The sequence below is a fragment of the Streptomyces vulcanius genome (assembly GCF_042653945.1).
GTDB lineage: Bacteria > Actinomycetota > Actinomycetes > Streptomycetales > Streptomycetaceae > Streptomyces > Streptomyces mangrovi.
Map to the genome: position 1 here is coordinate 48,835 of NZ_JBHSFK010000021.1, position 16,406 is coordinate 65,240.

At 68.5% G+C, this 16,406-nt stretch carries 13 protein-coding genes; 2 read left to right on the forward strand and 11 right to left on the reverse strand.

The genetic code is table 11. From position 1 onward, the window contains the following. Positions 1–28 precede the first annotated feature (28 nt). The 4 genes from ACFPIH_RS29325 to ACFPIH_RS29340 form a co-directional block, all read right to left on the reverse strand. Entirely contained in the window at positions 29–1,372 is a 1,344-nt protein-coding gene (locus ACFPIH_RS29325; RefSeq protein ID WP_381178813.1) for a preATP grasp domain-containing protein, read from the reverse strand. Positions 1,373–1,452: 80 nt separating this feature from the next. Further along, entirely contained in the window at positions 1,453–2,751 is a 1,299-nt protein-coding gene (locus ACFPIH_RS29330) for an MFS transporter (RefSeq protein ID WP_381178810.1), read from the reverse strand. A 7-nt stretch (positions 2,752–2,758) separates the two neighbouring features. Then, positions 2,759–5,089 (reverse strand): lantibiotic dehydratase, encoded by a 2,331-nt coding sequence (locus tag ACFPIH_RS29335; protein ID WP_381178807.1) that lies wholly within the window; start codon positions 5,087–5,089, stop codon positions 2,759–2,761. A gap of 504 nt (positions 5,090–5,593) precedes the next feature. Then, a complete protein-coding gene (locus ACFPIH_RS29340; protein WP_381178804.1) occupies positions 5,594–6,622 on the reverse strand; it encodes an NAD(P)H-dependent amine dehydrogenase family protein in 1,029 nt (342 codons plus the stop codon). 427 nt (positions 6,623–7,049) lie between these two features. Here ACFPIH_RS29340 and ACFPIH_RS29345 point away from each other — a divergent pair, with 427 nt between their 5' ends. After that, positions 7,050–7,283, forward strand: a complete 234-nt coding sequence (locus ACFPIH_RS29345; RefSeq protein ID WP_381178801.1) for an integrase core domain-containing protein — start codon at positions 7,050–7,052, stop codon at positions 7,281–7,283. A 33-nt stretch (positions 7,284–7,316) separates the two neighbouring features. Here the strand turns inward: ACFPIH_RS29345 and ACFPIH_RS29350 are convergent, their stop codons facing one another. Beyond that, positions 7,317–7,955, reverse strand: coding sequence for an NAD(P)-dependent oxidoreductase (locus tag ACFPIH_RS29350; protein WP_381178798.1), 639 nt, complete (start codon positions 7,953–7,955; stop codon positions 7,317–7,319). 95 nt (positions 7,956–8,050) lie between these two features. Between ACFPIH_RS29350 and ACFPIH_RS29355 the strand changes: the two genes are divergently transcribed. Further along, on the forward strand, positions 8,051–8,458 hold the full coding sequence (locus tag ACFPIH_RS29355; protein WP_381178795.1) for a winged helix-turn-helix transcriptional regulator: 408 nt from the start codon (positions 8,051–8,053) through the stop codon (positions 8,456–8,458). A gap of 117 nt (positions 8,459–8,575) precedes the next feature. On the opposite strand, the gene ACFPIH_RS29360 is transcribed toward ACFPIH_RS29355, so the two are convergent. From ACFPIH_RS29360 to ACFPIH_RS29385, 6 genes are all read right to left on the reverse strand, one after another. Further along, positions 8,576–9,844 carry an exonuclease/endonuclease/phosphatase family protein gene (locus ACFPIH_RS29360; protein WP_381178792.1) on the reverse strand — a complete coding sequence of 423 codons (1,269 nt, stop codon included), beginning with the start codon at positions 9,842–9,844 and terminating at the stop codon, positions 8,576–8,578. Between the two features lie 133 nt (positions 9,845–9,977). Then, positions 9,978–11,807 carry a LamG domain-containing protein gene (locus ACFPIH_RS29365; protein WP_381178789.1) on the reverse strand — a complete coding sequence of 610 codons (1,830 nt, stop codon included), beginning with the start codon at positions 11,805–11,807 and terminating at the stop codon, positions 9,978–9,980. A gap of 359 nt (positions 11,808–12,166) precedes the next feature. Next, the gene (locus ACFPIH_RS29370) at positions 12,167–14,422 is read right to left on the reverse strand and encodes a LuxR C-terminal-related transcriptional regulator (protein ID WP_381178786.1); all 2,256 of its coding nucleotides are present in this window, start codon (positions 14,420–14,422) and stop codon (positions 12,167–12,169) included. 395 nt (positions 14,423–14,817) lie between these two features. After that, positions 14,818–15,216, reverse strand: coding sequence for an SPASM domain-containing protein (locus tag ACFPIH_RS29375; protein WP_381178783.1), 399 nt, complete (start codon positions 15,214–15,216; stop codon positions 14,818–14,820). Positions 15,217–15,327: 111 nt separating this feature from the next. After that, on the reverse strand, positions 15,328–16,062 hold the full coding sequence (locus tag ACFPIH_RS29380; protein ID WP_381178941.1) for an IS630 family transposase: 735 nt from the start codon (positions 16,060–16,062) through the stop codon (positions 15,328–15,330). Next, positions 16,035–16,391: a helix-turn-helix domain-containing protein gene (locus tag ACFPIH_RS29385; protein WP_385877808.1), complete on the reverse strand. Its 357-nt coding sequence runs from the start codon at positions 16,389–16,391 to the stop codon at positions 16,035–16,037. Before ACFPIH_RS29385 ends, ACFPIH_RS29380 begins: the two co-directional genes overlap by 28 nt. Between the last annotated feature and the right edge of the window lie 15 nt (positions 16,392–16,406).

Below are 16,406 nucleotides of genomic sequence, written 5' to 3' on the forward strand. Positions count from 1 at the left end.
CGCCGGGCGGCCGCACGATCACGCTTGGTCAAGCGGTGAAGAGCCGAGCGAGGCGTTCTTCTACTTCGTGCGCGGTCGGGAGGCTCTCGGCCACAACGCAGTGCAGCAGTGTGTCGTCGCGCCGGTCGAAGGCGCTGCTGATGATGACACCGGTCCGGGTGTCCGGATCGTATGCGAGTCCCGCGTCGTGGAGCCGTTCGATCGCCGCGTCGAACGAGGGGACCGACCAGCCCTTGGGCCAGAAGCCCTCGAACAGGACCCGGTCCTTCGTGTAGTTGCTGCCGACGATCTCGTCACCGAAGACGCTGTACACGTGCGTCGAGCCTGTGATGCGCCCGTTGTACTCGGTGAAGAGCAGCTCCCCGTCGGGGGTGACGATCGCATCGGCACTGAGCCTGCCGCGGTAGCCCATGCGCTGAAGGGGTTCGCACAGTTGCCGACCTTGGCGGGCGAGTTCCTCCAGTACGTCCGGTGGTACATGGGCCGGTGGGATGATCTGCTTCGTGGTCACCGGCTCTGACAGCATCTCGCCGTGGCCACCGAACGCGATGACGTCATCCGTGATCAGGAATTCCGCGAAGCACGCCACGCTGTCGGGAAAAAACCGTTCCACGACAAAGAGATGCCGGTCGTCGTCGGTGAGCCAGTTCCAGCGGTCCTTCAGATAGCGCCGAACAGCATCGTGGTCAGCGGCGACGACGGCCCTCTTCGCTCCGACGGGCGTCAGGCCGGGCACCGCGGACACGATCTCGTTGCCGGCGCCTCCTGACATGTAGTCCTTCTTCAGGATGGCGACGTGGCCGGAACCGACGAGTTCCCATACGGCCTCGACGGCGTCCCCCTGATCGGCGCACACTCGTCCCTGCGGCAGGCCCGCGCCCGCGCCGGCGGCGATGGCCCTGAACGCTGTCTTGCTGTTCAGCAGGGCGCCACCGCCCTGCTCCACGAAGGCGTGGCCGGGGAGCGCCGCGGGAACCCCGAGGGCAGTGGCCAGTCGAGCGACGGAGGCACCGGGCCACAGGGGCAGGATGCCCGTGATGGGGCGACCGGCGAGGGCCGAGCGGATTTCGGCGAGCAGACGCCCGTCGGTCAGGGTCGTCCCCGACAGGGTTTCGGAGCCACCACTGCCCGTGGGCGGTACCACGATGTGCAAGGACGATCGCCGTGTGCCCGTCATGGCGGTGACATAGCGAAGGAAGGATTCTTCCGGTGCGGTCGGCAGGACGACGATGTCGTCGTCCTGCGCGAACCACACCACGCGCTGATTCCACCAGCCCGATGCCGGGCGGGTCCGCAGCACCTCGTCGAAGTCATTGCCGACCACCAGGTTCACCATGTCGGTCACCCGGTCCGGTACGAACTCGGTGTGCATGCACGCGCGTTCATCATGGATGAGCACCCCCAACGAGTCGTCTTGGGCTGTTGCCTGTTCGGTTCGCCGGGCGGCCGTGGTCACTTGGGGTCGCCGACGGACACGTTCTCTCCATTGCTGGGCTGACCGGGATCGGGGTCGGACCCGGGTGCGGGGTCAGCACTCGTTCCGTAGCGCCGGAGCGCGGGGAAGCAGAGCGCGATGAGTGCGATGGCGGCGATGGACGAGAGTCCGCCGGTGAGGAGGCTGACCGACGGGGTGGTGGCCGAGGCGACCATCCCGCCCCGGAAGTTGCCCAGGTGCGGGCCGCCGGAGCCGACGACGAAGTCGACGGAGGTGGTGCGGCCTCGGAACTCGTCGGGAATGCTCATCTGCACGATGGATCCGCGCAGCACGACGGCTGTGGAGTCGGCCGCTCCCGCAACGATGAGCAGAGTGAGCGCGAGCCACAGGTGCCCGGTCAGTCCGAGGCAGGCAAGGGCTGTACCCCATACCGCGCCGGCGCCCAGCAGCCAGGTGCCTTTGCGTGTGGCGCCGCCGACGGGGCCGGAAAGGGTCATGGCGAGGACTCCGCCGACGGCTGGGGCTGCGTTGAGCAGGCCGAGGGTGGTGGGTGATCCTCCGAAGCGGGCGTCGTTGAGGGCCGGGAGGATCGCAAAGGGCATCGCCAGGACCGTGGCGCTGAGGTCGGAGAGCATCGCGCCTGCCACGATCTTGTTGTGGCCGACGTAGCGCAGCCCTTCCCAGATCGATCTGATGCCCGGTGGAGAGGACGTCCCCTCCACACGCATGGGCGGGAGCCGGAACACTCCGTACAGCGCGGCGAAGAAGGTCAGCGCATCGATGATGTAGCAGATCTTCACCCCGCCGGCCGCGGCCAGGACGCCGCCCAGGCTCGGGCCCAGGAGGACACTCGCGTGAAAAGCCAGCATCTGCAGGGTGAGGCCGGCTGGCAGCAGGTCCTTCGGCAACAGCCGGGGCACGAACGTACGGCGGGCCGGTCCATCGACCGCGAACAGCAGCGATTGCACGGTGGTGAGAACGTACAGCGGCCACACGTTCTCGTTGCCCGCGAGAGCCTGGGCGGCGAAGAGCAAGGAGACCACGGCCATGCTGCTGCCGGTCACCAGGACCAGTTTCCGGCGGTCCACGGCGTCGGCCAGGGAGCCGCCGATCAGGCCCATGACGAGAGTCGGCACGAGGGTCGCCAGCCCCACCGCACCCACTGCCGCGGACGAGCCGGTGATCTGGTACACCTGCAGCACGACGGCGAACGTTGTCATCCTGCTGCCCAGTGACGACAGCGCACCGCCCACCCAGAGCCGCCTGAAGGACGCTTCGGCCTTCAGCGGTGTGACATCGACGATCAGATTCCGCATCGACGCCTCACCGCGCCCTTCGTTCCGAACCGGTGGAGCTGTCGAGCGGCGGGCGCTCGGTGCCGCCGCTGAAGACGGCGTATCTGAACTCCGACGTGACTCTGCCCCGGCTGCTCTCGAGCCACAGCTCATCCGGGGCGGGGATCATCTCGGACACGATGAGGGAACGGCTCCCTGCCGCCTTCGCGAGGTGGGAAACCTGGCGGACCAGCAGCGGGCTGTCGAGGTCGCAGTAGATCGGCTTCACTTCCTGGGGGAACTTCACGAACACATGCCGGGGAAGCTGATGCCTGGTCCGCAGGTCCTGAACGCCCTGGAAGCCCGCGAACCAGGTGCGGCCGTGGAACGCGGTGGCCGGCAGAGCCCACATCGCGCGCTGCAGAACCACTCGCCCGTGTACCAGGCGCGGTAGGCAGGGACGGTCCCCGAGGGGTACGGGCAAGCCGTCGACCCGCTGGGGGAAGGAGAACACGGCGAACGGATTGCGGGCGCGTACCCCTTGCCAGTACAGGGGTGGTGAGGTGAGCCGCAGACCGCGATCGCTACCGGGCAGGTGCAGCCGCAATCCCCGTGGCGCATCGCTGATCATCAGTTCGTGCAACCGTATCCGCGCGTGCGCCGACAGCGGTGAGCGGTCGGCCGCCTCAACGTCGAGGCAGGGAAGGCCGGTGCGCGCATAGTGCTTGCTCCGGTGCCGGTGGGTGACGTCGGCGAGGTCTTCGCCCGGCTCCAGGATGGCCCTGTAGGCTGCGGCGACCTGTTCACCGAGTGCCTGATCGGGCGATGCCTTTTCCATCCACGGAGCGAACAGGCTGTGCGACAGACCCTCCTCGGCGGCGTGCAGATCCCCTATCACCGCCAGGAAGTCCCCACGGGCCACCGCTTCCGCGTCGTCCGCGGCGAGCATCAGGTCGGGATTGCACACGGCAGGTGAGGGCTCGTCCGTAAGGGCAAGTGCCGCGGAGATCGCCTCGGCGGAAAGGTGATGGACACGTCCGGTCTGCTCTCCAGGTGCGAGGAGAGCCGTCAACGCGGTGGACCTGGCGGAGACCACGGCCTCCACTTCATCGAATCCAGCGGACAGCGCCGCGTCGTGCCGCAGGCAGGCGGTGACGAAGTCATGCACCGTGACCGTCGCGCCCGCTCCGAAGACATGCTGGAACCAGCGGTGCATCACCCGGCGCGTCTCATGCAGCCGGACACGGGGCAGGACCAGGAAGAGGTCATAGACGAAGGCGAGTTCATGTTCCATCAGGCCGGGCAGAGGCTCGCCGATCAGCATGGAGCCGTACTCGCTGCCGCAGTCCTCGTTGTAGACGGTGCGATCGCCGTACGTGACCCCTGCGGCCCGACGCGGGGCCTCACCCGTCGCCGCGGTGAACGCCGTCTCGACCGCGGCGATCGCGGTGGCTCGGTGGTGCTCGTCGGCTGCCGAAGCCAGATCCTCCAGCGCGGCATCCAGCGCGTTGAGATGCTGCTCCGCTTTGTGGTCGGCGGACTCGGCCGCGCGACTGCGCAGCAGTGGCAGCGCGTCGTGAATGCCGTAGGGGAATTCCGGGCCGGTCACCACCGCGCCAAGAACCTCCAGCGAACGCAGTGCCGTCACAGCTTGAGCCTCGGACAGGGGCGCGCCGTTTGCGGCCGCGTCCCGTTCGAGAATCTCGGCCACTGACCGGCTGCCGTTGCACCAGCGCAGTATCCGCGTCTCGGTTGCGGTGAGGCGGCGCTCAGTCACATCCGTCACGGCATCGGGCAGGCGCTCGTGGCGTTGGGCGAAGTTGTACCTGACGATGCTCACATCGTTTCCAGCGAGGTGGCAGCCGGGGGTGATGCGGGGCCGCCACCAGGAGTGCGGGACCGCTGTGTCTGCGAGGAAGGACTCCTGCAGCCGCTCCGCTGCCCAGTGGGAAAGCCGGACCTGTCTGAGCGGCAGACCAGGCTTGCAGTTGACTCCTTGACTGCTGCGGGACAGAAGAGCTGGAGTGATGGGTCCGACGTGACTGGTTGTCTCGTTCTTCGCGCAGTACCGCTGGAACATACGGGTCAGGGTGTCGATCCGTTGCCGGTCCGCGCTGCGCCAGCCGTCTGTTGTGGCAGCCCGCCGGTCCAGCCATTCCGACAACAGGCGCCAGAGCGAGGGATTCGCGAACTGTACGGCGTCGCGCAGCGCGGACTCCTCCTGGAACCACCCTATGACGGCTGTGGAAGTCTCCACTACCTCTGCTTCATAGGCGGCCTGTGCGGTGCCGGCGTCGCCTTCCCGTAGTGCGGACACTGCCGCACCGGATTGCAGGCTGTCGAGCCAGGACGAGGGGAGGCCGGCGCTGCGTACGACCACGTGCGGGAGAGCCCGCCAGGGCGATGAGACCCCGGTCACCTGCCGCTCCGCGCTGCGACCGCGCGCCGGGACGGTGTTCGTAAGAAGAGGAGAACGCGACACCCCGCTGCAAGCAGGTCGGACACTGAACACCGCCATCGTCACGTGTGAAACGAGCTGCGCAAGAAGGTCACTTGAGCCTGCCTATGGGGCGACTGCCCTGTCAAGAACACCCCGGTGGCGTAGGGGGCCACACAGTGATTTTTGGTCAACTGTCGTTGCGGCGTGGTGGCGTTGGCCGGCGACACGATCGTCAACGTGACCGTCCGTATCCGCCCCTGACCCTCCTCCGGTCAGGCGCGGCCGGCATGCGAGGCAGGCGAAGCAGCCACTCGGCCTGATAACGCCCTGTGCTGGCAACTGGATGAGGTCACACCTTTGATGGCACAGACGGCTCGATCGCCTCACGTCGACCGTCCCGGGCCCCCGCGCATGGGACCTGGGACGCCATCATCCGAACCACTGTCAGCCCAGGTCCGGGGCCATTCTCGGCAGATCGAGGGTGGTCCGGATGCCGGGCGGCGCCTCGCAGACCACGGGTACGGCGTTGACGACGATGTGGGCCGTGTAGCCGGGTGAGACGGTGGAGTAGTTCTCGCCGGCGACGCGGATGTCGATGTCGAGCGGGGCGTCGCCCTCAACGAGGACGTGCCAGCCGGTGTCGCGCACCTCCCAGGCCGGTTCGAGGTTCCTGGTCACGTACCAGGTGGGCCTGATCACCAGGAACGGCCTGCCGTCGCGCAGCCCTGTGACCTCGAACCGCCACGCGGCGACCGTGCCGGCCTCCACAGCTGCCGCGCCGACCCTCACCGTCTTCGCCGCAACGGCGACCGACCCTGTGGCGGTGATGTCGTCAAGGGGTGCTGAGAGCCCGTCGGCGAGTTGGCACAGCGAGGTACCGAAGTCGTCCTCGAGGCGGCCGATCATGTGCGTGAGGTCCATCGCCGCGGGATCGCCGCCGAACATCCGGGCGAGCATCTCCGGCGAGTCGCGCGTCGACATGTCGGCGAACTCCTCGATCGTCAGGCGATCGAGCCGGCGCTGGAGAGCGGTCACCGCGAGCGGAAAGACCTCGGTGATCCACCCCGGGCTCGAACCCGTGGCGTAGAGCGACGTGCCGCCCCGCCGGCACGCTGCCTCGACCCGCTGCCGCACGTCGGGGGTGAATTCGGACGCGGTGACGGTCGTGACGATGTTGGCACCCGACTCGAGAAGCCGGCGTATCTCGTCGATCCTGACGCCTTCGGGCGCCGGCATGTAGAGCACACAGTCCGGTTCGGCGGCAAGGATGTCCTCTGTGTTCCCGGTGGCACGGACACCGGTCGGCCCTGTGCCGCACAGCTCACCGGCGTCGCGGCCGACCTTGGCGTCGGAGTGCACATGCACGCCGACCAGGTCGTACTGCGGGTGCTCGATGACGCATCGCAGTGCTCGCGTCCCGACGTTGCCCGTTGCCCATTGCGCGACTCGGTAGCGGGTGTTGTGCGTCGCCAACCGCTCGGAGCGTCCGTCAGGGTTCGCGGGCCGCGGTTTCCTGTGGGGCTGCTGATCGGACATTTCTCTCCCTGCGTATGCATCATGCCGAGGGCAGGCACGGACGGCTCGGTTCACGTCGAGGTCAGTGCCGTGAGGGTTCCGTGCTGGGCTGCGGCCTTGCACTCGAACCGGCTCCGTCAGCCGGCCTCGATCCACCGGGCCCACTGGGCCTGCCCGGCAGGCGGAGGAGACGAGTGCGGTCTGGATGCCGGACCTGGCGTAGTCGGCCATGGTCTGGCGAAGCCGTCGCTATCGCCGTTGTCGAACTCCCACCACGCTGACGCCCAGTCGCATGTCAGCCTTGCGCCGCAGTCCCTGACCGCGCTTCCTGGTTCAGTCCTGGGCGAGGCTCGCGCGGGCGTCGCCCGCGGAGCGTCGGACGGCGGTGTCGGTCAGTTCCTTCACCTTGTCGGCGGACACCGGGATGCCCGGGGCCTCGGAGAACCAGCGCCACTTCTCCTCGTCACAGGAACGACGCGACGCGTTCCCTCAATGGCTGCACTCCTACAATCACCACCGCGGACACACCGCGCTGAAGGGCCAACCACCCGCCAGCCGCGTCCCCAACCTCACAGGGCAATACACCTCGGGCTTGGTCGCGGGGTCGATCTCCATGTGATGTGTGATCGGTGCGCTGCGTGTGGCGAGGTGGTCAGCGGCCGGTGGTGAGTACCGCGGTGCGCCGGGACCACGAGCCCTCGACGGCGGCATCCAACAGGAAGGCGGCGACATCGGCTCGGGAGATCCTGGGCAGGCCGGGCAGGCGGTCGAGCGCGGTCAGGTCGACGGCGCGGACGTCGCCCGTGGCGGGCTTGTTGGTCAGCAGCACCGGATAGGCCAGCGTCCACTCCAGGCCGGAGGCGGTGAGGATCCGCTCGCCTGCCTCCTTGTCGGCGAAGGTGGCCTTGCCGCCCGAGTTGTAGAGGAACCGGGCGAACGCGGAGGCTTTGGCCAGGGAGTCGCCGACACCGAACGCCGACATGATCAGCAGGCGCTTGGTTCCGCTGTCCTCAGCGGCCCGGACCAGCGCGCGCGTGCTGTCGGCGATCAGGTTTCCCGGGTCCTTGACCCTGCCGAGCCCCAACGTGCTGACCACCGCGTCGGTGCCGCGCATCGCCTCGGCTAGCGCGGGGGCATCGCGAACGTCCCCCTCGACCACGGTCAGCCGGTCGGTCGATGTGATCCTGGAGGCATCGCGGACGAAGGCGACCACCTCGTGTCCGGCCGCGGTGGCCCGCTCCGCGAACAGGGCGCCGGTGGCGCCGGTGGCGCCAAGGAGGAGGAATTTCATCGGACAACGTCTCCCTTCAGGAGCCCCAGCGGCTCATGCTTACGAAAGTACAGCACTTACTCGAAATAAGCACATCATCCGTTTAACATGGGCGCATGAGTCGAGGGACCGCGCGCGTCGCCGGGATGAGCGTGTTCGATCCGCAGTGCACGTCCCGGGAAGTACTGGAGCACGCGACGGGCCGTTGGGGCGCCCTGACCCTCGCCGCCCTGGTCGAAGGCCCTCTGCGGTTCGCCGAGGTGCGTCGCAACGTTTCCGGGGTCTCCGACCGGATGCTGTGGCAGACCCTCCAGCGACTGGAGGACGACGGCCTCGTCGCGCGGACACCGCACCCCACGGTCGCCAGGCGGGTCGACTACGAACTCACCCGTCTCGGCCGCCCGATCGCCGAGCGCGTCTGCGACCTGATCGACGCGATCTACGAGCAACTGCCCGGCATCGTCACCCATCAGCGCGCGAACGGCACCGGCACCGCGCCCTCCGCGGAAAACACGTCCGATTGACTGGGTGCGCTCAGGGGCGCCGGCAGTCATGAGCTCGTCCGTCGCGCATCACCCGGGGGCATCCGCATCGCACAGCCCCTCGCCGGGCAGGCGCGCCTGCCCGGCGGGTCTCGGTGTCTAGAACACCACGAGTGGGGCGTTCGGTCCTGGGTCGTTGTCGAATCGGAAGTTGAACCGGGCCTCGCCCTTGTTGCAGTTCATGGTGGTGACGATCTCGCTTCCCCACCCGAAGTCGGTGTCATCTCCGAGACATGTCGTCCGATTGAGCGGCTTGAGTCTGAGTTGCCCCGTGTCATCCCAGTACTGGACGTCGAAGCGCTGCGAGGTGGTGCCGTCGCAGCTGTAACGGAGAAGCCGTGTGTCGATGGCGTCCAAGCACTGTTCGATGCTGCCTGGAGCCATCTTCGTGACTCTGATGGTGTAGTTGCCATCATTGGCCCGGACGAACTTGAAGTGGCCGTACGGTCCTGGCCTTGTGCCGAGCGACACGATGCTCGAACCGGAGGAGATGCTGTTCTGCGACTCCACCTCAAGGACGCGGTTGCCGTCGTGGGCGTTGAGCAGTTGGACGCCGGCATTCGCGGCCAGATGGCGGAACCCCACGGCCATGTGGTCGGAGCCGAAGCCGCGGGTGATGCCGCCGTATCCGGCAATGCGCTCGTTGGACACCATGTAGTCCAGTTCACGGTTGGTTCCGTTCCCGCCCATATGGGTGGGACTTTGGGACGTGTATTTGTGCTGGCCGCGTTGAAGCGTGAGGTCGCCCGGCTGGCGGTTCCAGTCGCCCATCGCGGCCCACATGCGGTTTCCCGCTACCGCGGAGATGTTCTGCACCAGCTGGCGGCCATCGGTGCCCCCGTTCGCCAGCGCGTGCACGGTGAAGAAGAGCGTGTTGCCCAGTCGGATACCGAGGGCGGGCCGGGAGGTCGGAAGCCCGTTGCTGCCCCAGAACGCGGGCCGGGCGATCAACACCGAGGAGGCCGGCTGGTTGGTCAGAATGGCGAGATTCACCCGGTTGGCACCGAAGTCGGTACGCACCCAGAAGATGGTCCAGGGCATATTGATGCGGTTCGGCCACGGGTCCCATGAGTACCGTTGTACGCGCCAACCCGCCCACTGCTGGTTGCCTCCCATGTAGCCGGAGGTCGATATCGGATTGCCTGCGCTCGCCGGTGGCCGGGGGCCGGCCTCCTGCAGCGCGATCACGTTGTAGCCGGCGTTCATCAGTTGCGTGACATCGGTCGTCCACTTGCTGCCGCCCGCACCACCGCCGCCCTGCATGTTGTAGGTCGCGGGCCGGAAGTCCCCCACCGCCGCCGAGGCACGCTGTGGCGTTGTGAGGGAGACGATCAGGCCCGCCAGCATGGCAGCCGCGAGCATCGGCACAAGAAGTCTCTTCCGCAGGAGACCGCTGCGGCGGCGGTTCGGTCTTCCGCGAGATGCCCTGGGGAGGGGAACTCTCATCGCTCGTCCTTTCTGGCTCACGCCGATGACGGCGCGAAGGGTGCGTGATGGTCGGCTATTCGACGAGAGCCTCGGAGTTGGCCGTGTCAGCCGGAGTGGGTTCGGGGGCCGTTTCGATCACAACCCGGTTCGGGTAGGCGGACAGCAGCGGATCCGTGACCGATGCCGGGGCGTCGGTCGTCACCACCACCCGGTCGCGCATCCCGTCGTAGCGGACGGACAGGCTGTAGGCGGTGGTGTCGCCGTCCGCCGATATCTGCCGGACGGCCGCGTCCTGGAGGTCGGTGACCTGGTCGAGCGTGAACTGGGGGCTCTTCGCGGTGGTGGGCGTGGGCCACTCGGCCGGGACGTCCCCGTACTCCGAGGTCCAGCCCGGCGGCTTCTGCAGGTCGTTGATGTCGCCGGTGTAGTCCGAGGGGAAGATGACGACGGGGCCGATGGTGGGGTCGTCGAACGCGGCAAGCGCGCAGTTGTGGTCGGCGAGGGCCTGGACCTGCTGCCACTGCAGTTTCGTCGCGGCGTCCTGGAAACCCGCCGCCGGCGCGGCGGCGGGCGACAGTACCGTGCCCGCGGTCCGCTCCTCCGGAGCGCACTTGCCGGGGGCCGGGTGGTCGAAGGTGTATCCCTCGATCACGAGCTTGCCCGCGTACTGGCTGGCCAGGGAATCGGTGACCGAGGCCGGTGCGTCTGTCTGTGCCACCACCCGGTCACGTATCCCGTCGTAGAAGACGTTCAGTTGGTAGGTGGTGCTGTCGCCGTCGGGCTGTATCTGCGCGGTGACCGCGTCCTGGAGATCGGTGATCTGATCGAGGGTGAACAGCGGACTCTTCGCGGTGGTCGGGGTCGGCCAGTCGGTAGGAACCTGCCCGAACTCGTCGGCCCAGTCCGGCGGGGTCTGGAGGTGTTCGATGTCGCCGGTGTAGTCCGACGGGAAGATGACGACGGGGCCGATGGTGGGGTCGTCGAAGGCCACGAGCGCGCCGTTGTAGGAGGCGAGGGCCTGCAGTTGCTCCCACTGCCCTTCGGTCCCGGTGGCGATGGCGCGGGTCTCGGAGGCGGACAGGGCCCGGTTGTAGACGCGGAAGTCCCGCATCCGGCCCTTGAAGTACAGGTCGTTGGCGTACAGCGAGCGGCCGATGTAGTCCGCGGTGGTCGTTCCGCCGCCGATCGCGCCGGGGGCGATCGTCACGTTGGTCTTGCGGGCCTTCTCCACGCCGTTCTCGTACAGGATCCCGGTGTTGCCGGTCTGGGTGTACGTGACGTGCTTCCACATGCCGCGCGCCAGCTGGTACGCCGCGCCCGACGGCTGGGTGTCCTGCTTGGCGGTGTAGTCGGTCATCGAGACCGACGTCCGGAAGGTGTTGCCGGTGGTGAACAGATAACCGTTGCCGTTGCTGCCGCTGGTGTTGCCGAGCCCGTAGAAGAAGTAGGGCTTGCCCATGGTCGGGTCGATCCACACATCGAAGGCGATGGTGATCGAGCTGAGTCCGGCCATGATGTTGTTGGGCATCTTGACGTAGGTGTTCGAACCGTTGAACGCCAGACCCTCGTCGCCCTTCCAGTCGGCGGTGCCGTTGACCGTGCCGTCGCGTCCGTGACCGGAGGCGTCGTGCGCGACCGTGCCGGACGTCTCGTCCAGCTTGTAGCGCAGCAGCAGGCCGCTGGTGATCTCGGCCTGCGCCGGAGCGGCGGTGGTCAGCACACCGGCGGCGATCGCGAGGGACAGGACGCCCACGGCGCCGACGGATATCCGCCGCCGCAGCGACACACTCGCGCGGGCCAGACGGGAGGCGCGCGGAGCGGCCAGAGCAGCTGGGCCACGACTCGGCCCGGCCACGGCGCGGGCAGCGGCAAGCACCGCCTTGGCCACGTTCGTTCTTCGCATGATCTTCCCTTCGAAGGGGGTACGCGGACGTCCGGTGCGACGGCTTGGGCGCAGCGGCGGGACGCCCCCCGGGAAGGCGAGGCGAGGGAAGCGCACCTACGACCGAGGCATGTGCCCAGGCGGATCAGGACGGTCCGCTCCTGGACAGTGGCCGACGCCGACGTCCGGGGCTGAACAGCTGTCGGACAGAAAGGCTTCTTCGAGAGGACCCGGCTGCCCGGATCCTGTTGTCCTTGCGCCACGGGACGCTGATGTGGACCGACCCGTCGCAAGCGCGCCGGGTCGGCTTCGGTGTGGCGTCATGCCGAGAAGGATCAGTGCGAGGACCCGCCCCTGGCCATCGGTGGTTCTACGGAGTTTTACGGGGTGGGTGGCTGGTTCGCCGTCCACCAGGCCGCGATCCGGGTACGGGAGCCGAAGCCGAGCTTGGCCAGGATGTTCTCGATGTGACTGTCGACCGTGCGCGGGGAGAGCGTCAACTCGGCGGCGATCCGCCGATTGGTCATTCCCTCGGCCACCAGCGCGGCCACCTCCCGCTCACGGCGGGTCAGCGGGCTCGGGGCAGCCGGTTCGGTGCCGGTGCTCAGGGCGTAGTCGATGGCCAGGCCGGGGCTGTTGTGGCCGCCGCCGTCCGCGAGCGCCCTCTCATACGCCACCGGGCCCAGGGCGTAGACGACCGACTCCTCACAACGCGTGTGGTCCTCGGCCATCAGCGGGCCGAACGCGGTAATGCTGTTGCCGATGTCCCGCCACAGGCCACGCACCGCCCCCAGCAGCCGTCCCGCCCGCTCGTACCCCCCGTCGGTTGCGGTGAGCCAGGCGAACAGCTCCAGCATCAGCACGGTCCCGAGACAGTCGTTGAACCCCCGCTCGATCTCGAGCCCGGCCCGGATCAGCTCCATACTCTCCTCCCGGTCACCGCGCACCCAGGCGCCATAGCCCAGCGCCCAGAGCGCGTGCGCACGGCCCCACCGCTCCCCGTGCGCCTCCGCCAGAGCGATCGCTCGCCTGCCGGTCTCCGCCGCACGCGGGTCCCCGAGGTGGGTCCGGGTAAGGGCCAGCTGGAACAGCACGAAGACCGCCACGGCTCCGTCATCGGCCGTCGAGTCAACTGCGACCGCGCGCTCGAACAGGGCCAGAGCTTCTACCATCCGCCCCTGGCACATCGCTGATGAGCCACGGAGGACCGTGACATTGGCGCCCACCACCGGATCGTCCAGCTGCCCGCCCAGCTCTCCCGCGGCGGCCAGCCACCGGTCGGCCGCCGCGTGATCGCCTTGGAGCAGCGCCACCCAGGCCGCGACCCACAGCGCCCGGGCCCGGGCGGGGGTGGGTTCGGGTGCGGCGGCGAGCGCCCGGCCGAGTCTGCGGCGCCCCTCACCGAGGAATCCGCCGACACACCAGTGGAAGCGCAGTGCCGCGGCCAGCGCCAGCGTGACCTGCGGGTCACCGTCGCAGTCCAGTGCCGCGAGCAGATTGGGGTGGTCGGCGCGGAGGCGGGCCAGGGCCTCCTCCTGGCCGGCGCCGTACCAGCCGTCGCAGATCCCTTCTGCGAGGGCGAGGAAGAAATCACGGTGGCGCAGCAGCAGTCGCTGCTCCTCGCCGGACTCGGCGAGCCGGGCTCGGCCGTACTCGCGGATGGTCTCCAGCAGCCGGTAGCGGGGCAGGCCCTCGTGCTCGGTGGTCAGGACGACGGACTGGGCGACCAGCCGGTCCAGGAGATCCAGCACCTCCTTCCGGTCGATGCCCTCGCCCGCGCAGACGTCCTCGGCGGCATCCAGTCCGAAGCCGCCGGCGAAGACGGACAGCCGGTTCCACAGCAGCCGCTCGGCCGGCGTGCACAGCTCGTAACTCCAGTCGATCAGTGCGCGCAGCGTGCGCTGGCGGGGGCGGGCGGTCCGGCTGCCGCCGGTGAGCAGCGCGAAGCGGTCCTCCAGCCGGCCCAGTGTCTGTTCGACGGTGAGCGTGCGCAGCCGGGACGCGGCCAGCTCAATGGCCAGCGGCAGCCCGTCCAGGGCGGCGCAGAGCCGAGAGACCCCCGCCCAGTTCACGTCGGTGATCCGGAACTCCGGCCGCACGGCGGTGACCCGGTCCCGCAGCAGTTCGACCGCTTCGTCCGGCACCGACAGGGGTGGAACAGTGAAGACGTGCTCTCCCGCGATGCCCAGCGTCTGGCGGCTCGTCGCCAGAATGTGCAGATCAGCCGCGGCCGACAGCAGCGTGCTTGCCAGTTCGGCACAGGCATCGATCAGATGCTCGCAGTTGTCCAGCACGATCAGCGCCCGGCGCCCGGCGAGATACCTGACGAGCTCGTCGAGCGTGGGCCGGGTGCCCAGGTCCGCACCCCCCACCGCGGTGGCGGCCGCGGCCGCCACCGTCGACGGGTCCCGCACCGAGGCCAGGTCGACCAGCCACGTCCCGTCCGGGAAGGCCTTCCTGGACGCGGTGGCCACCTCCAGAGCCAGCCGCGTCTTGCCCACGCCGCCCATCCCGGTGAGCGTCAACAGCCGCGCCGAGGCGAGGATGCGGCGAACCTTGGCGAGGTCGGGCCGCCTGCCGACGAAGGTGGTGAAGGCCACCGGCAGATTCCCGGTCTCCGTGATCAGGCTGGTCACGTCTCTCCCTCACCTCCCGCCTGCCCGGAACCGCTGTCAACGCTGACACAACCCGGTGGTCGGCGATGCCCGCACGCCACAGACGCCGGCCCGCTGCGGCCACCTCGCGGGCCACTCCTCACTTCCGAAGCTAACCAAAGGCCCGCGAACCGGACTTCCAACGCCCAGCGTAACGTCTCCCTTCACTGCGCAGAGGCGGGAAATGCTGTGCGGGTGACAAGGCCCCGGCAAGGGGCAAAGGGGCGGCAACCCGCGACAGATGATCGCCGCCTGTGAGCTTTCCGCCACTTCGGGTCCGACAGGATTACGCCCTGGTCCGCGACGGTAGCGATGGCGATGGCGATGGCGATGGCACACGTTGTACGGGTTGCGTGGCTGCCCGCTACCGGGGAAGCTCAGGGTCGCCCGGGCGGTCGCGAGTCGGCAGAGTCCTCCTCCCGGCGGAGACAGCCGCCGCAGCGGCCGGTCATCCAGCCGGTGCCGCGGAAGCGGTTGAAGGCCGCGGAGTGGTCCCAGATCCAGGCGAGCGAACGGTCCCGGACGTTGGGCGCGTCGAGGTCGGGCACGGAGGCGGCGGCCGGGCACGGCAGGACGGTGCCGTCGGGGGCGACGGCGAGCGGGGCCACTCCCCATCCACCCATAAAGGGCTTGGCGACGCCGTCGAAGTAGTCGGGGACGACCCAGACCAGGTCGATGAGCCCGGCCAGCCGCTCCCGCCGGCGTTCGACGGTCTCCCGAGCACGGACCAGCTGGTCGCGTGCGGGCGGCAGCGCGGCACACCTGAATTCGGCCATTCCGCTGAGGGACCCGACCGCGGCGACACGAATGCCCGGTTGTAGATCGTGATCTTCGGGTGGAGTGCTAGTGCTGCTCTGCGCAAGTCCGTGCAGGGGTGCTAGTGCTGATCAGGTGGCCTTGAGCGGGATGCCGTCGTAAGTCCACTTGTATGGCTTCACGGTTTCGTTGCGGCCGATAACGTAGGTCTCCAGTTTGTCGATCAGGTCGTCGCGGCTGGAGAAGTCGCCGTGGCGCAGGACTCGGCGGGTCATGGCGGAGAAGCACAGCTCGATCTGGTTCAACCAGGAGGCGTGCGGCGGAGTCCAGTGCACGGTCCAGCGGGGGTGTGCGACCAGCCACTTCTTGGTGTGCTTGGCCGTGTGGGAGGAGCCGTTGTCTAGGACCACGTGAACGTTTTGGCCTGGGGCAATAGTCGCGTCGAGTTGGTCGAGGAAGGCGGTGAAGGTCACCGCGTCGTTTCGGGCGATGACCTCGGTGAGGACCTCGCCGGTGCACACGTCCAGAGCGGCTATCAGGGACACCGTGCCGTGGCGGCGATACTCGAACTCCTGGCGGGTGGGCTCGCCGGGCCGGGCGGGGTGGCCTGGGTGGCGTCGGGAGCGGGCGGCGATCGCGGTCTTCTCATCGATGGACAGGACCACGGCACCCCGGGGCGGGTTGCGGTAAAGGTCGCACACATCCGCGACGCGGTCCCAGAAGTCGGGGGTGTCGCGGCGGGTGAGCCAGCCGCGGACTCGGTGCGGCTGAGGTCCAAGTCCGCCAGGATACGGCCGACTTGGGAGGCCGAGATGGCGGCGTGGACGGTGTCTGCGACCTAGGCGGCGATCGTGCGGTGCGACCAGGTCGCCTCCGGGTGCGGGGGTGCGCTGATTGCCGCCGCCACGATCGCCACCCGCACCTGGGGGCCGTAGATCTTGGGACGTCCCGAGCGGCCGGCATCCTTGAGCCCGTCCGGCCCGTGGAGTACGAACCGGCCACGCCACTTGCGGACCGTGTTCACGGTGACCGCCAGCTCCCGCGCGATGGCGCCATTACTCAAGCCATCGGCGGCAGCAAGCACGATTCGCGCCCAGATGACTTCTCTCACCTGCGCTTTTGTCGAACCGGCCACCCTTGTCAGGTACTCACACACCGCCTCGTCCAGTTCTACCGCCGCTGCATCCAGGGGCACGGAGATACGGGTCAA

Bases quoted from the DNA above. Each gene is read 5' to 3' on its own strand.
- ACFPIH_RS29325 (WP_381178813.1), bottom strand. From the start codon at position 1,372: ATGCACACCGAGTTCGTACCGGACCGGGTGACCGACATGGTGAACCTG.
- ACFPIH_RS29330 (WP_381178810.1), bottom strand. From the start codon at position 2,751: ATGCGGAATCTGATCGTCGATGTCACACCGCTGAAGGCCGAAGCGTCC.
- ACFPIH_RS29350 (WP_381178798.1), bottom strand. From the start codon at position 7,955: ATGAAATTCCTCCTCCTTGGCGCCACCGGCGCCACCGGCGCCCTGTTC.
- ACFPIH_RS29355 (WP_381178795.1), top strand. From the start codon at position 8,051: ATGAGTCGAGGGACCGCGCGCGTCGCCGGGATGAGCGTGTTCGATCCG.
- ACFPIH_RS29365 (WP_381178789.1), bottom strand. From the start codon at position 11,807: ATGCGAAGAACGAACGTGGCCAAGGCGGTGCTTGCCGCTGCCCGCGCC.
- ACFPIH_RS29375 (WP_381178783.1), bottom strand. From the start codon at position 15,216: ATGGCCGAATTCAGGTGTGCCGCGCTGCCGCCCGCACGCGACCAGCTG.